The following is a 16,304-nucleotide window of genomic DNA, read 5'->3' as shown; positions in this document are numbered from 1 at the left end:
GGACGCGAAGCGCGTCACTGCGCGCGCGGCGGACCGAACCAACGGGTCAGGGCCTCACGCAGGCCCGGGTCCGTGCCCTGTCCGACCCACGCGACGTGCCCGTCCGGCCGGATCAGCACCGCGAAGGGCGCCGTGACCGCGCCGAGCACCGGGAGCTCCCACTCTCCCGTGTAGCGAGCCGTCACGCTCCGGACCCGGTCCGCCCAGGGCGTGATGTCGAGCGTGCCTGGCTCGCCCAGGTCGAGCAGCACGGGCCTCGCGTCGTGCAACAGGTGGAACACGCGCCGGGGGCCGTCTGCGGTGAGCAGGTCGAGGTCCGGCATGCGGCGCCCGAGCAGCGGGTGTCCGCTTCCCAGGTCGTAGTGGACGTCCAGCCCCGACATCATCGCCGCGTACTGCTTGCGGGGCCCGTCCATCCGCAGCAGCTCCGCCAGCGTCTCGCGCACGGCGTCCATCCGCGCGTCACCGCGGCTCAGCGCGGTCTGCGCCAGGGTCTTTTGCAGCGCACGGGCCGCGATGGGGTGCCGCTCGGCCTGGTACGTGTCGAGCAGGCTCTCCGGCGAGACGCCGCGCACGACCTGGGCCAGCTTCCACCCCAGGTTCACGGCATCCTGCACGCCCAGGTTGAGCCCCTGTCCGCCCATGGGCGAGTGGATGTGGGCCGCGTCCCCGGCCAGGAGCACCCGCCGGTCCCGGTAGGACGCCGCCTGCCGCGCCATGTCGGTGAACCTGGAGAGGTACGTGGCGCTCCGCAGGCCGTAGTCCGTCCCGTAGAGCGCGACCAGTCCTTCGCGCAGGGTCTCCAGGGTCGGCGCGTCGCCCGTATTGACCTGCTCCTCTCGCAGCACGACACCCACGCGGCCGTCCTCCATCGGGCCCATGGCGTAGGTGCCCTTCTCATCCCGGCGGATGCCGAACGCTGGCGCTCCAGTCATCTCCACCTCGGCGATGAGGTAGCTGATGGACGCGTCCCACCCCGGGAACCCGATGCCCGCCATCTTGCGGACGAGGCTGCGCCCCCCATCGCACCCGACGAGGTACAGCGCCCTCAGCGCACGGCCGTCCGACAGCGCGACGTCGACGCCGGTGTCGTCCTGCGTGAAGCCCGTCACCTCACATGCGCGGTAGATGGGCACCGCGAGCTCACCCACCCACTCCGCCAGGATTCGCTCGAAGCGCTCCTGGAGGAGCGCGAGCCCGTGGTTGTGCCGCGTCGGGAAGTCGCTGAGGTCCAGGAGCGTCTGTCCAAACGCGACGTTCTGGACTGCTTTCCCCTGCGAGGTGAAGCGCTCGGCGACCCCGCGCTGGTCGAGCACCTCCAGGCTGCGCGCGTGCAGGCCGCGCGAGCGCGAGCCGGCGACCTCCTGACTGGCGCGCCGCTCGATGATGGCCACGTCCACCCGCGCCAACGCCAGCTCCGCCGCCAGCATCAGCCCGGTCGGGCCCCCGCCAGCAATCACCACCGCGTGCTGAGTCATCACGTCCGTGTGCATCTCCGCCTCCCGGTTCTGGATCGAAACGGGCGAGGGTGGAGCACGGCCGGGGGGGCTTGCGGCAACACCCGGGTTCTGGCATTTGCTGGCAGTGGAAAGAGCGAAGAGGGTTGCCCTTTCTCCAGAATGCTCAGTCGGGCTGGAAGAAACAGGCGACTTTCAGGAACCGGAACAGCGCGTTGTAGCTGGCCCGGTCCAACCGGTCGATGTCGCCGGCCAGCGCCGCGAGGATGGCAGCGGTGTCGATCTCTCCATGGCGCGATAGCGGAGAGTGTTCGACGAGCTGTCGCAGGTAGACGCGGTTCTCGGCGATGCCGCGCCGTGCCACCGGGTCGAAGCTCTCCTTGACGTACGCCGTCTCGAACACCGGATCGCCCAACCACTTCGTCAGCGTCCGGCGCAGGATGCGGCGGTCGCGCCGGAATGCTGCGGGAAGGCGTGAGACGAATCGCGCCAGGGCGACGTTCAGATAGGGATAGACCGGCCACAAACCGTACCGCAGCACGCGCTGGGATTGGCTCGCGGCACTCTGCCAACACGTCTGCTGAAGCCAGGCCGATGGATAGGTGCTGCGCGCGCCGATCGCGGTCGCCATGCCGCGGGCCGTCAGGAAGGGGCACGACGGCGGCGGGGCCGCGTTCCCATCCGCCTCGGCCTCGCCTCGATAGGCGAAATAGAGCTCGTCCCCACCGAAGCCCGAGACGAGCGTGTCGATCCCCGCGGCGCGCAGCAGGTGAAAGGCGGCTTCGAAGATCTCCGGGTAGTTCTCATCCTCGGGCGACACCTGATAGCGGCGTCGCCGCAGGCTCTGGGGCGCGAAAGGGGCATAGCGCCCTGCTGGTAGAGACAGGTCGGCGAAGCCGCCAGCGCGGCACAGCAGCAGGCGGCGTGCGCGTTGCGCTTCTCCCATCGCGCCGTCGAATTGCGCGCCCATGCTCATCGCACCGTCGCCGGTCACGTGGGCGGTGGCGAGAGCGGTCAGCGCCGAGTCCATCCCGCCGCTCAGCTCCACCGCGGTCCGCCGTGGGTCGAGGGGACGCGCGTCGAGGATCGAGATCACCGTTTCGCGGAACAATGCCTCGACGTCGACCCCGGGCGGCATCTCACGAGGACCGTCGTGATGCACCGGCTCCGGCAGAACGGCATCCACCCCCGCCGGGGTCACCACCAGCGTGGCCCCTGCCGTGGCGCGATGGAGCCCTGACACCATCGTCGTAGGGCCATAGGTGGAGATTCCGGCAATCTGGGCGAGCGCGCAATCCCACACAATCTCGTGGGGGCCGGTGCCAAGCAGGCGGGCATAGTCCCAATCGAAGCGCGCGTGGCCCCCGGTCAAGAAGCAGTAGACCGGAATCGATATCGTCGGCGACGCCGTGTAGCGGATTGCGCGCCGCCGGCGGTCGATGCTCAACACGGCGAAATCCAGCGGATGGTCCTGAAGCCCGTCGAGGTGTTCCTGGATCAGGCCCTCCGTGGCACCGGCGACATGTTCGGTTCCTTCCGGATCATCGGCGAAGCGCTCGAGAACAATGGCGACGATCCGATCCGCGCCCTCCAGGAGCACGGTCCGCAACATCCGATGCTGCACGAACGAAACCCGCGAGCGGCCGATGGAAAAGCCCCCCTCGATGAGGCCAAGGGGGGCTGCGAGGTCATCGAATGCAAGGTCGGCGTGCAACATCGCTATCGACTGATGGGATCAGGGATAGCCGCCGAACCGGTCGTCGCCCTCGTTGATCTTCGGAGGCATGGGCGCTCCGGGTTCGGTCACTTCGGAGGCCGGCAGTACGTTGTCGAGTGCCTGGAGCTGCGCCTGGAGCCGCTTCGACTTGGACGATTGGGTCATCACCATCTCCTCCTGCCTGACGGAACGCGCCCACACCGGGCGCCTTGGAAAGCCGCCAGACTGACGATCCTGTCATCAATGACAAGCAGGCACAACATGCCGAAAACGCGGCTGTTCAAGGTGGATGGGAATAAACCGCCTGCATGCAATTCTTGGGATGGGATTCGCGGCGCATCACTTCGGCGTGACCTTGAGCACCTTGCCGTTGGTGGCGTCGGTGAGCAGGTAGAGGGCGCCCTCGGGGCCCTGCACCACCTCGCGGATGCGCGCGTTCAGGTTCTTGAGGAGGTGCTCCTCGCCCACCACGCGGTCATCGCGCACCATGAGCCGCACCAGCGCCTGGGAGGCCAGGCCGCCGATGAACATGTCGCCGCGCCACTCGGGGATGAGGGTCCCGGAGTAGAAGGTCATCCCCGAGGGGGCGATGACCGGGTCCCAGTAGTACACGGGCTGCTCCATGCCGGGAGCCTGGGTGCTCTGGTGCATGGGCAGGCCGGAGTAGTCCTCGCCATACCCGATGGTGGGCCAGCCGTAGTCCTTGCCTGCCTCGGGGCGGTTCACCTCGTCACCGCCCTGCGGCCCCATCTCCACCGTCCACAGCCGGTTCTGGCTGTCGAGCGCCGCGGACAGGACGTTGCGGTGACCGATGGACCAGATCTCCGGCCTGGCCGCCGGGTTGCCCAGGAAGGGGTTGTCCTGGGGCACGGAGCCGTCCGGGTTGATGCGGACCACCTTGCCGAAGTGGCTCTTCACGTCCTGGGCCTGGGCACGGCCCTCGGGGATGGAGCGCTCTCCGAGCGTGACGAACAGCTTGCCGTCCGGGGTGAACACCATCCGTCCCCCGGAGTGCAGCGTCGACTCGAGCGTGGGCATCATGCGGAAGATGATCTGGACGTTCTCCACGCGAGGCTGCGCCCCGTCCACGAGCCGCGCGCGCGCCACCGCCAGCCCGTTGCCGCCCGTGCGGGGCTCGGAATAGGTCCAGTAGATGAGCTGGCTCGTGGCGTAGTCCGGGCCCACCTCCACGTCGAGCAGTCCGCCCTGGCCGCGCGCGTCCACGGCGGGCAGGCCGCTGACGGCGGCGGACTTCGCGCCCGCTTGCGTGACGATGTAGAGCGAGCCGGTGGCCTTCTCCGTCACCAGCATGCGCTGATCCGGCAGGAAGGCGATGGCCCAGGGGTTCCTGAAGCCCGAGGCAATCTCCGTGACCTGGAGGGGCGTCTTCGTCTGGATGGCGGGGACGCGCGTCTGCCCGGGGAAGGCCGGCTGGAACTCGGGCACGTTGGGCGGGCCCTGCGGAACCGGTGGCCCGCTGGGGAGCGGCTCTTCCGGCACGCCCGCGTCGTCGTCCGGGGTGCCCGCGTCACTTTCAGGGACGCCCGAGTCCTGCTGCTGCGAGACCCCCGAGTCCGGTGACGTGGGTTCTGGATCCTCTCGGCAGCCGACCAGGAGGGTGGCGACGATGAGGGGCATTGTAAGCAGGCGCATACGACTCACTCCAGGGGGGGAAGGGGGATGTGCGAATATCAAGTTTTTCGAGTCAGCCGGGAAGCGCGCGTGACAGCGGAGGGTTGGCAGCGTCCACGTCGGGCTCCCATGAGGAACGTCATGTCATTTTTGTCTTCGAGATGGGCCGCCGCATTGCGCGCTGGATGGGTGATGGGGCTGGTCGCCTGCACCCTCGGCGCTTGTGGCGACAACGCCCCACCGGTCGCCCGCGACGTCACCTTCGAGGCAGTGGAAGACACGCCACTCGAGGTGAACCTGCCGGCCAGTGGCAGCGGAGCCCTCACCTTCACCATCGTCGATGCGCCGGACCACGGCACGTTGAGTGAGATTGGCGCCGATGGCGCCGTCACCTACACCCCTGGCGCCGACTACCATGGCGAAGATGCGCTCGTCTTTCGTGCCACCGACAGCGAGGGCCAGAGCGCCCAGGGCACGGTGAAGCTCACCATCACCCCGGTGAACGACGCGCCCACGCTCTCAGCGGTGGCCCACCAGAGCATCACCGCGGGCGGCTCGACCGGCGACCTGGCCTTCACCGTGGGCGACGTGGAGACCGCCGCCGACGACCTCACGGTCACCGTCACGTCCTCCAACACCGACCTGGTGCCCAACGACTCCAGCCACCTCGTCCTCGGGGGCTCCGGCTCCAGCCGCACCCTCAAGGTGGTTTCCACCAGGGCCAGCGGTTCCACCACCATCACCCTCGCGGTGGATGACGGAGCCGTCACCACCTCCACCTCCTTCACGGTCGACGTCGCCGGTCTCGCGAGCCTCTACTGGATGACCGCCGCCGGTTCGCTGTGGCGGGTGGACGTGAACGGCACGAATGCCATCGAGCTCAAGACCGGCATCAGCGGGGCGTCTTCCGTCGCGGCCGACCCGGTCACCCGGACCCTCTTCTACAATCGCGACAGCGCCATCGTTCGAGTGGACCGTGATGGAGCGAACCCGGTCGATGTCGTGGCGAACGGAGGCTTTCCCAGCGGGCTGGCGGTCGATTCGACGAACCGCAAGCTGTACTGGTCCGACTTCAACGGGAAGCGGGTCATGCGCGCCGACCTGGACGGCGGCAATCCCACGCAGGTCGTGGGCAGCATCGATAGTCCGTCTGCTCTCGCCTTCGATGCCCCGAATGGCAAGGCGTATGTCATTACCTACAACAACACCCGGCTCGTCCGATTCAACCTGGATGGCACCGGCGTGGAGACCGTCGCTTCGAACCTGGGCGGACTGGGCGTGGGGCTGGCGATCGATTCGAACCGCGGGAAGCTGTACTACTCGACCCGAAGCAACAGTCTCTATTCCGCCAGCCTGGATGGCTCCAGCCCCACCGCGCTGGTGACCAACCAGACCACGGTGCATGGGATTGCCATCGATGCCACGGCCGGGCGGCTGTACTGGGCGGATTGGCTGGGGACCGCGGTCCGCGGCGCCAATCTGGCCGACGGCGGAGACATCCAGACCGTGAACGCGGGCAGCGCCCGCAACCTGGGTCTGGCCTGGATGCCCGCGCCGTGAACATCGGGCCCTTACGGGGCTCGAAAAAGGTACGGCGGCGAAACCTCGCCTATACACTCCGCTGGCTCTGCGGCCCTTCGCGGGTCGGAAAGGATGAAGTGAAGACGATGAGGAACGCGCTTTTCGGCTGGACGGCCTCCGCGCTCATGACCCTGACGGCGACGCCCGCGCTGGCCCAGCTCCAACTGCCGGCCCCCAGCCCCGCGGCGAAGGTGTCTCAGGCGGTGGGTGTCTCCGAAATCTCCGTCGAATATTCCAGCCCCGGAGTGAAGGGCCGGAAGGTCTGGGGCGAGCTGGTCCCCAATGACAAGGTGTGGCGCAGCGGCGCCAACGCGGCGACGAAGATCACCTTCAGCCACCCGGTCACCTTCGGCGACAAGGCCGTCCCGGCCGGCTCCTACGCCATCGTCAGCATGCCCTCGCAGAAGGGCTGGAAGGTGATGCTGAACACGGACCTGGGCCTGTGGCGGGGCGGCACGTCCTATGACGCCTCCAAGGACGTGGCCTCGGTGAGCGCCACCACCGCCGCGATTCCGTCGCGCGAGCGGCTGACGTACCTCTTCACCGACACCACGGACACCGGCACGCGGCTGGACCTGGAGTGGGAGAAGCTGCGCGTCTCCGTGCCCATCACCGTGGACACCGCCGCCTTCGCGAAGGCCAACATCGCGCAGGCGGAGAAGGACGCGGCCAGCATGCACGCGAGCGCGGCCTCCTACCTGACGGGCACCGCCAAGGACCCTGCCGCCGCGCTGAAGCACGCGGACGCGGCCGTGGCCGCCAACCCCACGTGGTACGCCCACTGGACCCGCGCGAACGTCCTGTCGCAGATGGGCAAGTACGCCGAGGCCCGCAAGGCCGCGCAGGCCGCGTGGGACCTGGGGCAGAAGGACAAGAACTTCTACGCCCGGGATCAGGTCACCCAGGCGCTGGCGGAGTGGAAGAACAAGAAGTAGTCCGGTTGCGCTCCCGGAGCCCCTCAGCGACGGAGGGGCTCCGCCAGGAGCCGGCGGTAGAGCGCCTCGTAGCGGTCGATGGCGGGCTCCATCTGGAAGTGCTCCAGGACCCGCGCCCGCGCGCGCTGTGAGAAGCCCCGCCAGCGCTCCCGGTCCTCGACCAGCGTGAGCACGTGCCGGACCATGGCGGGGACATCCCCCAGCGGCGCCAGGAAGCCCGTCTCTCCGTGCGTGACGAGCTCCGGGATGCCGCCCAGGTCGCTGGCCACCACCGGAATGCCGCAGCTCAGCGCCTCCAGCGCGGCGAGCCCGAAGCTCTCCTGTTCGCTGGGGAGCAGGAAGACGTCGGAGGCGGCGACCAGCTCCTCGAAGCGATCCTGCTTGCCGAGGAAAGCGACGCGGCCCTCCAGGCCCATCTCCCGCAGCATCCGCTCCGCGGGCGAGCGCTCCGGACCGTCTCCCACCATCACCAGCCGGCAGGGACGGCGGCGGTGGACCTCGGTGAAGATGGCGACCACGTCGGTGATGCGCTTCACCGGCCGGAAGTTGGAGACGTGGATGAGCACCGGCTCGTCTTCACGCAGGTCCGGGAAGAGCGCGCGCAGGCAGGCGCGGTCGCGCACCGGGGCGTAGCGCGCGGTGTCCGCGAAGTTGGCGATGACGTCGATGGGGACGCTCTCCGGGATGTCGAAGCCCTGCCACGTCGCGCGGCGCAGGTAGGCCGACGGCACCGTCACCGCGTCGCTGCGCAGGATGGAGAAGCGGGTAATCGGCAGGTAGCTGGGGTCGATTCCCACCAGCGTGGTGTCCGTCCCGTGCAGCGTGGTGACGATGCGCGGCGCCCGGGGGCCCAGCACCTCGCGCGCCATCCACGCGGCGGTGGCATGCGGCACCGCGTAGTGGACGTGCAGGATGTCCAGGCGCTCGTAGCTGGCGACTTCAATCATCTTGGAGGCCAGCGCGATGGGATAGGTGCTGGACTGCTGGAGCGCCGGGTAGTCGCTCTCCGTCACCTCGTGGAAGACGACCTTCCGGTTGGTGCCATGGAGCCGGACCGGCAGGTCCCGGGCGATGAAGTGGACGCGGTGTCCCCGGTCCGCCATCGCGAGGCCAATCTCCGTGGCGACCATGCCGCTGCCACCGAAGGTCGGAAAGCAGGTGATGGCCACGTTGAGCGGGGCGTTCATGGGCGTGGCGGAAAGAACAGGGGTCGGGCGAAGCTATTCCTGCGGAAGTGGTCGAGCGGGTCGGCCAGTCCCAGCGCCTCGCGCAGGATGTAGGGCTCGCCGTGGGTGACGCCAATCTGCGCGCCATGGAAGCGGTCCCGGGCCTCCAGCGAGGACAGCGACAGCGGTGAGCCCACCAGCGTGGGCGGGGCGTCCGGGCGGGGCATCACCTGGCTGGCGTAGCAGTGCACCGCCGCGAGCTTGCGCTCGTAGACGGCGGAGACGTCGATGATGACGCTGGGCCCGGCCAGGTGCCGCAGCGGGTAGTAGAGGACCTGCCGCGGCGTGAAGGGCTCCGCGGCGGGCTGCGTGTCGAACTTGCGCACGCCCGCGAAGAAGAGGGCGCGCGTCACCAGCGCGCTGGCCGCCTCGTGGTCCGGGTGCCGCTCCTGCTCCCAGGGCACGACGACCAGCTCCGGACGCAGGCGGCGCAGCGCATCCACCACGCGGGCCACGGCGGCGGTGCCGGTGCGCTCGGGCTCGGGCGTGTCGAAGCCCGCCCACGGATTGAGCCAGCCGTCTGGCAGCTCCAGGTTCTCCCGGTGGACCAGCCCCAGCGCGCGGGTGGCGGCCTCTGTCTCCTCCGCGCGGGACTGCGGCGTGCCGCGCGAGCTCTTCTCGCCGCGCGTCAGGTCGACGATGCCGGTGCGGTAGCCGCGGGCGGCCATGCTCGCCATCAACCCGCCGCAGAACAGCTCCACGTCATCCGGGTGGGGGCCAAAGGCGAGGACGTCGATGTCGTACGGGGTGCCGGTCGCGCTCATGGCGTCAGGTCCTTGGAGTCACCGGAGAAGGGGACACACGCGTCCAGCACCTGCTTCGTGAAGGCACGCGCTCCGATGCGGCAGGCGAAGTAGGGCAGCCCCAGGACACGCTCCTGGGGCGCGTCCTCCGGGAAGAGGAACGTGCGCAGGCGGTCCACCTGTGCGGCCACCGTGGCATCGCGCCGGGCGAGCGCGCGGCGGTAGCGGCCCGTCAGGCGGGAGACCGCGACCCGCACCGTGCCCCGGGTGCGGCGCAGCGCGTCCTGGAGGCCCGGGTCCACCGCCGACACCTGTCCGGCGACGCGCTCCAGCTCGGAGGAGAAGGCGCCGAAGAGGCGGGCCTCCAGGGCCTCGGGCGTCTCCAGCGGCTCCGGGGCATCGCGCGTGGCCAGCCGCATGAGCAGCGTGTCGCGCGGCACGTTCACCTCATCCGGCTGGAGCCCCACCTTGCCCAGCCACCGGCGCGCGCGGTCATCGAGCACGCGGAAGCGCGCCCGGGGAATGGCGAGCGGCATCGGCTGGCCCGCGTGGGCGTAGAGCGGCGCCAGTTGCGCGAAGTAGGCCAGCTCCCCCGGGCCGCCGACATACGCCGCCGTGGGCAGCCAGGTGTCCTGGAGGAGGGGGCGCAGCAGCGCGGACGTGGTGAAGCGCAGGGGCTCACGCTCCAACGCTGCGTGCAGCGCGTCCTGGGAGAGGACGCTGTCTTCCGGGTGGCCCACCAGACGAAAGGCGCCGGCTTGCACCGGATCCATCCGGTAGCGCGGGCCCTCTAGCGCATCCGGTGAGAAGAAGCTGAGCGGCGAGCCCGGGCGGACATGGACCTGCACCGCGTAGCCCGCGCGGGTGAGCGCCTCCGCGCGGGCCGCGAGCACCTCGGAGAGCGCTCCCGCTTCCTGGAGGGCGAAGCGATGCACGGGCGCGGCCAGTGGCGCCAGCCGTGCGTCCCTCGGGTCGAGGAAGATCAGGCCCTCGTCGGCGAAGAGGGACGACAGCACGTCGGTGAAGGCATTCGCGAGCGTGGCCTCGGGACGGTAGGCCTGCTCCAGCAGGGACAGGAACGCTTCCGCGTGGGGTTCCGCTCCCAGCTCGGCGCGGAGGGTGGCCAGGGCGGGGAGGACGCTCGGGCCCAGGCGCTGGTGGGCGATGGGCGCCCGGGACGTCCGCGCATCCGGAAGCTCGAGCGCCACGCGACAGGGGCCGCCTGCCGGACGGGGGATGACACAGTGGTCGATCTCCGGAAGGTCGTGGTCCTCCGTCTGGAGCCAGAAGACGGGAACACAGGGCTGGCCGGTCTCTTCCTGGAGCGCGCGCGCCGTGACGATGGCGGACGCGGCCTTGTAGAGCGTGTACAGCGGGCCCAGGAAGAGGCCCATCTGCTGTCCCGTGACCACCGCCACGGTGCCGGGCTTCGCGAGCAGCGCGAGGTTCCGCTCCCGGGCGGGACTCGGCGCGAGGCGCGCGTTCTGCGCGGCGAGGACGTCCAGCAGCGCGGGCGACACCGTGCGCGACGCGGCGGCCACGGCCCGGGCGCGCGCTTCACGGTGCCGGTAGTCATCCGAAAGGAAGGAGAGCGCGGACGCATCTCCGCGAAGCCACGCGGTCGAGAAGGAGGACGTCACGGCCTGCGGTGATAACAGGTCGCGGCGGGCACGCCACCGGAAGTGCATGCGCGCACGTCGTGTCCGTTCGTGGCGTCGGGCGTCATTCCGGAATGAATGCGGACCGCGCCGGTTGGTATAGGGTCCGTGCGAATGCGGAACCTGTTCCTTGGAATGACGCTGGCCATGAGCGTTGGATTCGGGTCGACGGCGGTGGCGAGGCCCGCACGGCAGTTGCACGCGGGTGAAATCGCGGCGGGCCTGGAGCGGCTCGGGGTGACGGGCAGTGTGCTCTATGTCGCGGCCCACCCGGACGACGAGAACACGCGCCTGCTCGCGTGGCTGGTGGGAGAGCGCGGCCTGCGCACGGGGTACCTGTCCGTGACGCGCGGGGATGGGGGGCAGAACCTCATCGGCACCGAGCAGGGGCCGCTGCTCGGGCTCATCCGCACGCATGAGCTGCTCGCCGCGCGGAGCGTGGACGGCGCGGAGCAGTTCTTCACGCGGGCGCGGGACTTCGGCTATTCGAAGAGCGCGGAAGAGGCGCTGCGCATCTGGGGACATGACGCGGTGCTGGCGGACGTGGTGCTCGCCATCCGGCGCTTCCAGCCGGACGTCATCATCACCCGCTTCACCACGCAGCCGCCCAACCACGGCCACCACACGGCCTCCGCGCTCTTGGCGGCGGAGGCCTTCGTCGCCGCCGCCGACCCGAAGCGCTTCCCCGAGCAGTTGTCCGAGGTGAAGCCGTGGAAGGCGGACCGCCTGCTGCAGAACGCCTCCTCGTGGTCGTTCAAGCCCGATGAGGACCTGTCCCGCTACGTGAAGCTGGAGGTGGGCGGCTACGACGCGCTGCTCGGGCGTTCGTGGGGCGAGGTGGCCGCGGAGAGCCGCAGCCAGCACAAGAGCCAGGGCTTCGGCCAGGCCGCGGACCGGGGCCCCGCCGCCGAGTACTTCACGCCGCTGGCGGGGACGCTCCCGAAGCGCGACGTGTTCGAGGGGCTCGACTTCACCTGGAAGCGTTGGCCGGGCTCGGAGGCGGTGTCCCGCGCGGTGGCCGCCGCGACGAAGTCTTTCGACGCTCGCGCCCCCCACCGCTCCCTGCCCGCGCTCGTCCGCGTCCATGAGGCGCTGAGCGCGCTGCCGGACACCCACCCGTGGAAGGCGCCCAAGCTGCGCGAGGTGGAGGCGCTCATCGCCCACTGCGCGGGGCTGTTCCTGGAGGTGCGTGCCGCCGCGCCCACGGGCATCCCGGGTCTGCCCGTGCCGTTGGAGGTGGTGGCGCTGAACCGCTCGCCCGCCGCCGTCGAGTGGGTGGGGCTGTCACTGCCCGGCGAGAAGCCCGAGGCCGTGGGCAAGGCGCTGCAGGCGAACGTGCCCCTGAAGCTGTCGCGCACGGTGACGCTGCCCACGACGGCGACCATCTCCACGCCCTACTGGCTCCGGGAGCCTGTCACCGGAGGGCTCTACACGCTCAAGGACGAGGACCGCGCGCTCACCGGCCAGCCGGAGGGCCATCCCGCGCTGTCGGTGACGTTCGAGTACCAGGTCGCGGGCCGGCGCTTCCGCGCGGTGCGTCCGGTGGTCCATGCCTGGACGGATCCGGTGCGCGGCGAGCTCTACCGCGACTTCGAGGTCGTCCCGCCCGTCACCGCCACGCTGGCGCAGGACGTGCTCATGTTCCCCAACGGCGAGTCCCGTGCCGTGCCGGTGGTGCTGGCCGCGGGGATGGACCAGGTGCCGGGCACGGTGCGGATGCGGGCGCCGGCCGGCTGGCGCGTGGCGCCCGCGTCGATCGAATTCAAGCTCGCGGCCCGCGGAGACGAGCGCACCGTCACCTTCCAGGTCACGCCGCCCCCGGGCTCGACGCAGCAGGGCGCCCTCTCCGTGGAGGTCGACGTGGGGGGCCGCGCCTGGTCGTGGAGTGCCGGGTCCATCTCCCATCCCCACATCCCGCCGTTGACGGTGCGCCAGCCTTCCACGGCCATGGGGGTGCCGTTCTCCCTGGCCATCAAGGGCAAGCGCATCGGCTACATCCCCGGTCCGGGCGACCGCGTCGCGGAGAGCCTGGCCGCGGTGGGCTACGAGGTGACGCTGCTCCCCGAGGAGCGGCTGGCCCGCGAGCCGCTGGAGCGCTTCGACGCCATCCTCGTGGGCGTGCGCGCCTTCAACGCCAACGCGCACCTGGCCGTGCACCGGGAGCGACTGCTCCAGTACGTGGAGGGCGGCGGGCGGCTGGTGGTGCAGTACAACACCAACAGCCGCGTGGGGCCGCTCACGTCCTTCGTCGGGCCCTATCCGCTGGAGATTGGCCGCGACCGGGTGACGGACGAGACGGCGGAGATGACGCCCGTGCGCGCCAATGAACCGCTGCTGCGCGCGCCCAACGCGCTGACGGCCGCGGACTTCGAGGGCTGGGTGCAGGAGCGTGGCCTCTACTTCGCGTCGTCGTGGGACGCCCACTATCAGCCCGTGTTCGCCATGCACGACGCCGGCGAGGCGCCGCTCCAGGGCGCGCTGCTGGTCGCCCGTCATGGCAAGGGCACCTTCATCTACACGGGCCTCGCCTTCTTCCGTCAGCTCCCCGCCGGGGTTCCCGGCGCCTACCGCCTGTTGGCCAACATCCTTTCGCCATGAGCACCGCTCCCAACCTGACCCCTCCCGAGCCCGCCGAAGCCGCCCCCGCGCACCGGCCCGAGCTCGATGACGCGCCGCCGCTCTTGGGCTCCTGGCGCAACATCTACCTCCTGGTGCTGGGCACCTTCGTGCTGTTCGTCGTCGTGTTCTGGGGCCTCACCGAGGCGTACGCGTGACGGGGCTCGACTGGCTGGTCCTGGGCGGGACGATTGCGTTCATCGTGGTGTGGGGCCTCTGGAAGTCCCGGGGGACGGCCACCAGCGACGAGTACCTGCGTGGAGGCCGTGAGCTGAAGTGGCCCACCATCGGCCTGGGCGTCATGGCCACGCAGGCGAGCGCCGTCACCTTCCTCTCCGTCCCCGGGCAGGCCTACGAGGACGGGATGCGCTTCGTGCAGTTCTACTTCGGCCTGCCGATCGCGATGGTCATCATCAGCGCGGTCTTCGTGCCCATCTACTACCGGCTCAACGTCATCACCGCGTACGAATACCTGGAGTCGCGCTTCGACCTGAAGACGCGGCTTTTGGGCGCCTTCCTCTTCCTCATCCAGCGTGGGCTGGCCGCGGGCATCACCATCTACGCGCCGGCCATCATCCTCTCCACCATCCTCGGCTGGCCGCTGGAGCCCACGGTCATCGTCATGGGCGCGCTCGTCATCCTCTACACGGTGACGGGAGGCTCCAAGGCGGTGAGCCAGACGCAGAAGCAGCAGATGGTGGTGATGATGGGCGGCATGGTGGTGGCCGCCGCGGTCATCCTCTGGCGCCTGCCGGAGCACGTGTCGTTCGGCAAGGCGGTGGACGTCGCTGGCGCGTTCGGCCGGATGAACGTGGTGAGCTTCGACTTCGACATGCAGGACCGCTACAACTTCTGGTCCGGCATTACGGGAGGGCTGTTCCTGTCGCTGTCGTACTTCGGCACGGACCAGTCCCAGGTGGGCCGCTACCTGACGGGCCGCTCCATCTCGGAGAGCCGGCTGGGGCTGCTCTTCAACGGCGTGCTGAAGATCCCGATGCAGTTCTTCATCCTCTTCGTCGGGATCCTCGTCTTCGTCTTCTACCAGTTCAGCACGCCGCCGCTGCTCTTCAACGATGCGCTGCGCACCCGCGTGCAGGGCACGGAGCAGTCGGCCGAGTACGCCGAGCTGGAAGCGAAGTGGGAGCAGGTCCAGTCCAGCAAGCGCGCGGAGGTGGAGCGCTACCTGTCGGCCGTCGAGTCGGGCGACGTGGCGGCCGGCGAGGCGTCACGGGCGCTGCTCCAGGGCGCGCAGCGGCAGGCGGGCGAGGTGCGCAAGGAGGCCAAGGCCATGGTCGCGCGCGCGCTCCCGGGCGCGGAGACGAAGGACTCGGACTACATCTTCATCGCCTTCGTGAAGCGCTGGTTGCCCAGCGGGCTGTTCGGTTTGCTCATCGCCGTCATCCTGTCCGCGGCCATGAGCTCCATCTCCAGCGAGCTGGCGGCGCTGGGGACCACCACGACGGTGGACTTCTACCGGCGGGTGTTCCGGCCCGACGCCTCGGACCGGCAGGTGCTGGTGGCGTCCAAGCTGTTCACCGTGTTCTGGGGGCTGGTCGCGGTGGCCTTCGCGACCTTCGCTTCGCTGCTGGACAACCTCATCCAGGCCATCAACATCCTGGGCTCCATCTTCTACGGCACGGTGCTGGGCATCTTCCTGGTGGCCTTCTTCGTGAAGCGCGTGCGCGGCCATGCCGTGTTCGGGGCGGCGGTCATCTCCCAGGCGACGGTGATTGCCCTCTTCTTCCTCTCCGACGTGGGCTACCTCTGGTTCAACGTCATCGGCTGTGCGCTGGTGGTGGCGCTGAGCCTGGTGATGCAGGGCGTCCTGCCGCGCGGGGAGACGCCGGCCCCGGCCCCGGTGACGGGGGTCTGAGGGCTCGGGCCGCTCGCGCTCACGGTCAGAGCAGCCCCTGGGCCTTCAAGGCGTCGATGGCGGCGGCCAACGCGGGGTGGGGTGACGGCAACGGACCCGGGGAGGAGCGCACCGTGCTGACAAAGACATACGCGCCCTCCTTCGTGGCTACATGCCCCACGAGCCAGGTCAGGTTCTCCGCTGGGAGCGTGAGCGCGCCGGTCTTCGCGCTGAGCACCGCGCCCTCCTTCCAGGGGCCACCCATGTCGATGCCGTCCCGGACGTGCGCCACGGTCTGGGGGCCCTGCACCAGGGTGCGCTTCACGGTCTCCTGGGTGGCCGCGCTCACGGGGAGCTGTCCCCGGTAGAGCCGTGCCAGGAATTGGAGCTGCTCCTCGGGAGAGATGCGAAGCGGCCCGCCCAGCCAGAACAGGGTGATGTCTCCCGAAGCGTCCGCGTTTCCATACTGGAGGCGCCTCATCCAGGCTTCCTCGCGCTCACGGCCGAGCCGGGTCGCGAGCTCCTGGAAGACCCACAAGGCCGAGCGGCGCATGGCCGTGTCCAGCGTCTGGTCCTGGTTCCAGGCCTCGATGGAGCGGTGGGGGCCGTCCCAGCGGAACACCTCGTCTGGCTTCAAGACGCCTTCCTCCAGCGCGATGAGCGCATGCGGAATCTTGAAGGTGGAGGCAGGTGCCAGGCGCTCTTGGCAGAGGCTGCTGCCGTTGAAGGTCACCTGGCCCGTTTCCAGGTTCATCAGGCCGAAGCAGCCGGGATGCTGGGAGACGACGCGGAGCGGGACAGGGCGATGACCCACGCACGCGACGGACGTGAGCAGCACGAGCCATCCGGCGAGGCGGAACCTGGGAGAGGGGAGTCGGGACATGGGC

13 protein-coding genes are annotated in these 16,304 nt (G+C 69.8%); 5 read left to right on the top strand and 8 right to left on the bottom strand.

The genetic code is table 11. From position 1 onward, the window contains the following. Positions 1-14: 14 nt before the first annotated feature. From JYJ93_RS33740 to JYJ93_RS33725, 4 genes are all read right to left on the bottom strand, one after another. The gene (locus JYJ93_RS33740; RefSeq protein ID WP_206798635.1) at positions 15-1,493 is read right to left on the bottom strand and encodes an FAD-dependent monooxygenase; all 1,479 of its coding nucleotides are present in this window, start codon (positions 1,491-1,493) and stop codon (positions 15-17) included. A 130-nt stretch (positions 1,494-1,623) separates the two neighbouring features. Then, positions 1,624-3,174 (bottom strand): asparagine synthase, encoded by a 1,551-nt coding sequence (locus JYJ93_RS33735; RefSeq protein ID WP_206798634.1) that lies wholly within the window; start codon positions 3,172-3,174, stop codon positions 1,624-1,626. Positions 3,175-3,192: 18 nt separating this feature from the next. Next, entirely contained in the window at positions 3,193-3,339 is a 147-nt protein-coding gene (locus JYJ93_RS33730; RefSeq protein ID WP_206800727.1) for a hypothetical protein, read from the bottom strand. A 174-nt stretch (positions 3,340-3,513) separates the two neighbouring features. Then, positions 3,514-4,827, bottom strand: coding sequence for a PQQ-dependent sugar dehydrogenase (locus tag JYJ93_RS33725; RefSeq protein WP_206798633.1), 1,314 nt, complete (start codon positions 4,825-4,827; stop codon positions 3,514-3,516). A 171-nt stretch (positions 4,828-4,998) separates the two neighbouring features. Here JYJ93_RS33725 and JYJ93_RS33720 point away from each other — a divergent pair, with 171 nt between their 5' ends. Both JYJ93_RS33720 and JYJ93_RS33715 read left to right on the top strand, forming a co-directional pair. Next, positions 4,999-6,366, top strand: coding sequence for an Ig-like domain-containing protein (locus JYJ93_RS33720; RefSeq protein WP_242544019.1), 1,368 nt, complete (start codon positions 4,999-5,001; stop codon positions 6,364-6,366). Positions 6,367-6,464: 98 nt separating this feature from the next. Beyond that, positions 6,465-7,322, top strand: coding sequence for a DUF2911 domain-containing protein (locus JYJ93_RS33715; RefSeq protein WP_206798631.1), 858 nt, complete (start codon positions 6,465-6,467; stop codon positions 7,320-7,322). Positions 7,323-7,345: 23 nt separating this feature from the next. Here the strand turns inward: JYJ93_RS33715 and bshA are convergent, their stop codons facing one another. Genes bshA through bshC form a run of 3 tightly spaced genes read right to left on the bottom strand, consistent with a single transcriptional unit; the run spans position 7,346 to position 10,979 of the window. Further along, entirely contained in the window at positions 7,346-8,509 is a 1,164-nt protein-coding gene (bshA, locus tag JYJ93_RS33710; protein ID WP_206798630.1) for an N-acetyl-alpha-D-glucosaminyl L-malate synthase BshA, read from the bottom strand. Continuing rightward, complete coding sequence (bshB1, locus tag JYJ93_RS33705; protein WP_206798629.1) at positions 8,506-9,312, bottom strand: bacillithiol biosynthesis deacetylase BshB1; 807 nt, start codon at positions 9,310-9,312, stop codon at positions 8,506-8,508. Before bshB1 ends, bshA begins: the two co-directional genes overlap by 4 nt. Beyond that, a complete protein-coding gene (gene bshC / locus JYJ93_RS33700; protein WP_206798628.1) occupies positions 9,309-10,979 on the bottom strand; it encodes a bacillithiol biosynthesis cysteine-adding enzyme BshC in 1,671 nt (556 codons plus the stop codon). Before bshC ends, bshB1 begins: the two co-directional genes overlap by 4 nt. 84 nt (positions 10,980-11,063) lie before the next feature. Between bshC and JYJ93_RS33695 the strand changes: the two genes are divergently transcribed. From JYJ93_RS33695 to JYJ93_RS33685, 3 genes are read left to right on the top strand one after another with little or no spacing between them, the layout of a single operon-like run. After that, positions 11,064-13,547, top strand: a complete 2,484-nt coding sequence (locus JYJ93_RS33695; protein ID WP_206798627.1) for a PIG-L family deacetylase — start codon at positions 11,064-11,066, stop codon at positions 13,545-13,547. After that, on the top strand, positions 13,544-13,723 hold the full coding sequence (locus tag JYJ93_RS33690; protein ID WP_206798626.1) for a hypothetical protein: 180 nt from the start codon (positions 13,544-13,546) through the stop codon (positions 13,721-13,723). The genes JYJ93_RS33695 and JYJ93_RS33690 overlap by 4 nt, the downstream gene beginning before the upstream one ends. Continuing rightward, on the top strand, positions 13,720-15,438 hold the full coding sequence (locus tag JYJ93_RS33685; protein ID WP_206798625.1) for a sodium:solute symporter: 1,719 nt from the start codon (positions 13,720-13,722) through the stop codon (positions 15,436-15,438). The genes JYJ93_RS33690 and JYJ93_RS33685 overlap by 4 nt, the downstream gene beginning before the upstream one ends. Positions 15,439-15,463: 25 nt before the next feature. On the opposite strand, the gene JYJ93_RS33680 is transcribed toward JYJ93_RS33685, so the two are convergent. Next, positions 15,464-16,255 carry a penicillin-binding transpeptidase domain-containing protein gene (locus tag JYJ93_RS33680; protein ID WP_206798624.1) on the bottom strand — a complete coding sequence of 264 codons (792 nt, stop codon included), beginning with the start codon at positions 16,253-16,255 and terminating at the stop codon, positions 15,464-15,466. Between the last annotated feature and the right edge of the window lie 49 nt (positions 16,256-16,304).

The organism is Corallococcus sp. NCSPR001 (genome assembly GCF_017309135.1).
Taxonomy (GTDB): Bacteria; Myxococcota; Myxococcia; order Myxococcales; family Myxococcaceae; genus Corallococcus.
Note: the sequence above shows the minus strand (reverse complement) of the source record. Positions and strands in the feature narration are given on the sequence as shown.

Excerpts from the sequence above, each read along its gene's own strand:
- bshA (WP_206798630.1), bottom strand. The coding sequence starts at position 8,509 with ATGAACGCCCCGCTCAACGTGGCCATCACCTGCTTTCCGACCTTCGGT.
- JYJ93_RS33720 (WP_242544019.1), top strand. The coding sequence starts at position 4,999 with ATGGGGCTGGTCGCCTGCACCCTCGGCGCTTGTGGCGACAACGCCCCA.
- JYJ93_RS33740 (WP_206798635.1), bottom strand. The coding sequence starts at position 1,493 with ATGCACACGGACGTGATGACTCAGCACGCGGTGGTGATTGCTGGCGGG.
- JYJ93_RS33695 (WP_206798627.1), top strand. The coding sequence starts at position 11,064 with ATGCGGAACCTGTTCCTTGGAATGACGCTGGCCATGAGCGTTGGATTC.
- bshB1 (WP_206798629.1), bottom strand. The coding sequence starts at position 9,312 with ATGAGCGCGACCGGCACCCCGTACGACATCGACGTCCTCGCCTTTGGC.
- JYJ93_RS33735 (WP_206798634.1), bottom strand. The coding sequence starts at position 3,174 with ATGTTGCACGCCGACCTTGCATTCGATGACCTCGCAGCCCCCCTTGGC.
- JYJ93_RS33725 (WP_206798633.1), bottom strand. The coding sequence starts at position 4,827 with ATGCGCCTGCTTACAATGCCCCTCATCGTCGCCACCCTCCTGGTCGGC.
- JYJ93_RS33730 (WP_206800727.1), bottom strand. The coding sequence starts at position 3,339 with ATGACCCAATCGTCCAAGTCGAAGCGGCTCCAGGCGCAGCTCCAGGCA.
- JYJ93_RS33690 (WP_206798626.1), top strand. The coding sequence starts at position 13,544 with ATGAGCACCGCTCCCAACCTGACCCCTCCCGAGCCCGCCGAAGCCGCC.
- bshC (WP_206798628.1), bottom strand. The coding sequence starts at position 10,979 with ATGCACTTCCGGTGGCGTGCCCGCCGCGACCTGTTATCACCGCAGGCC.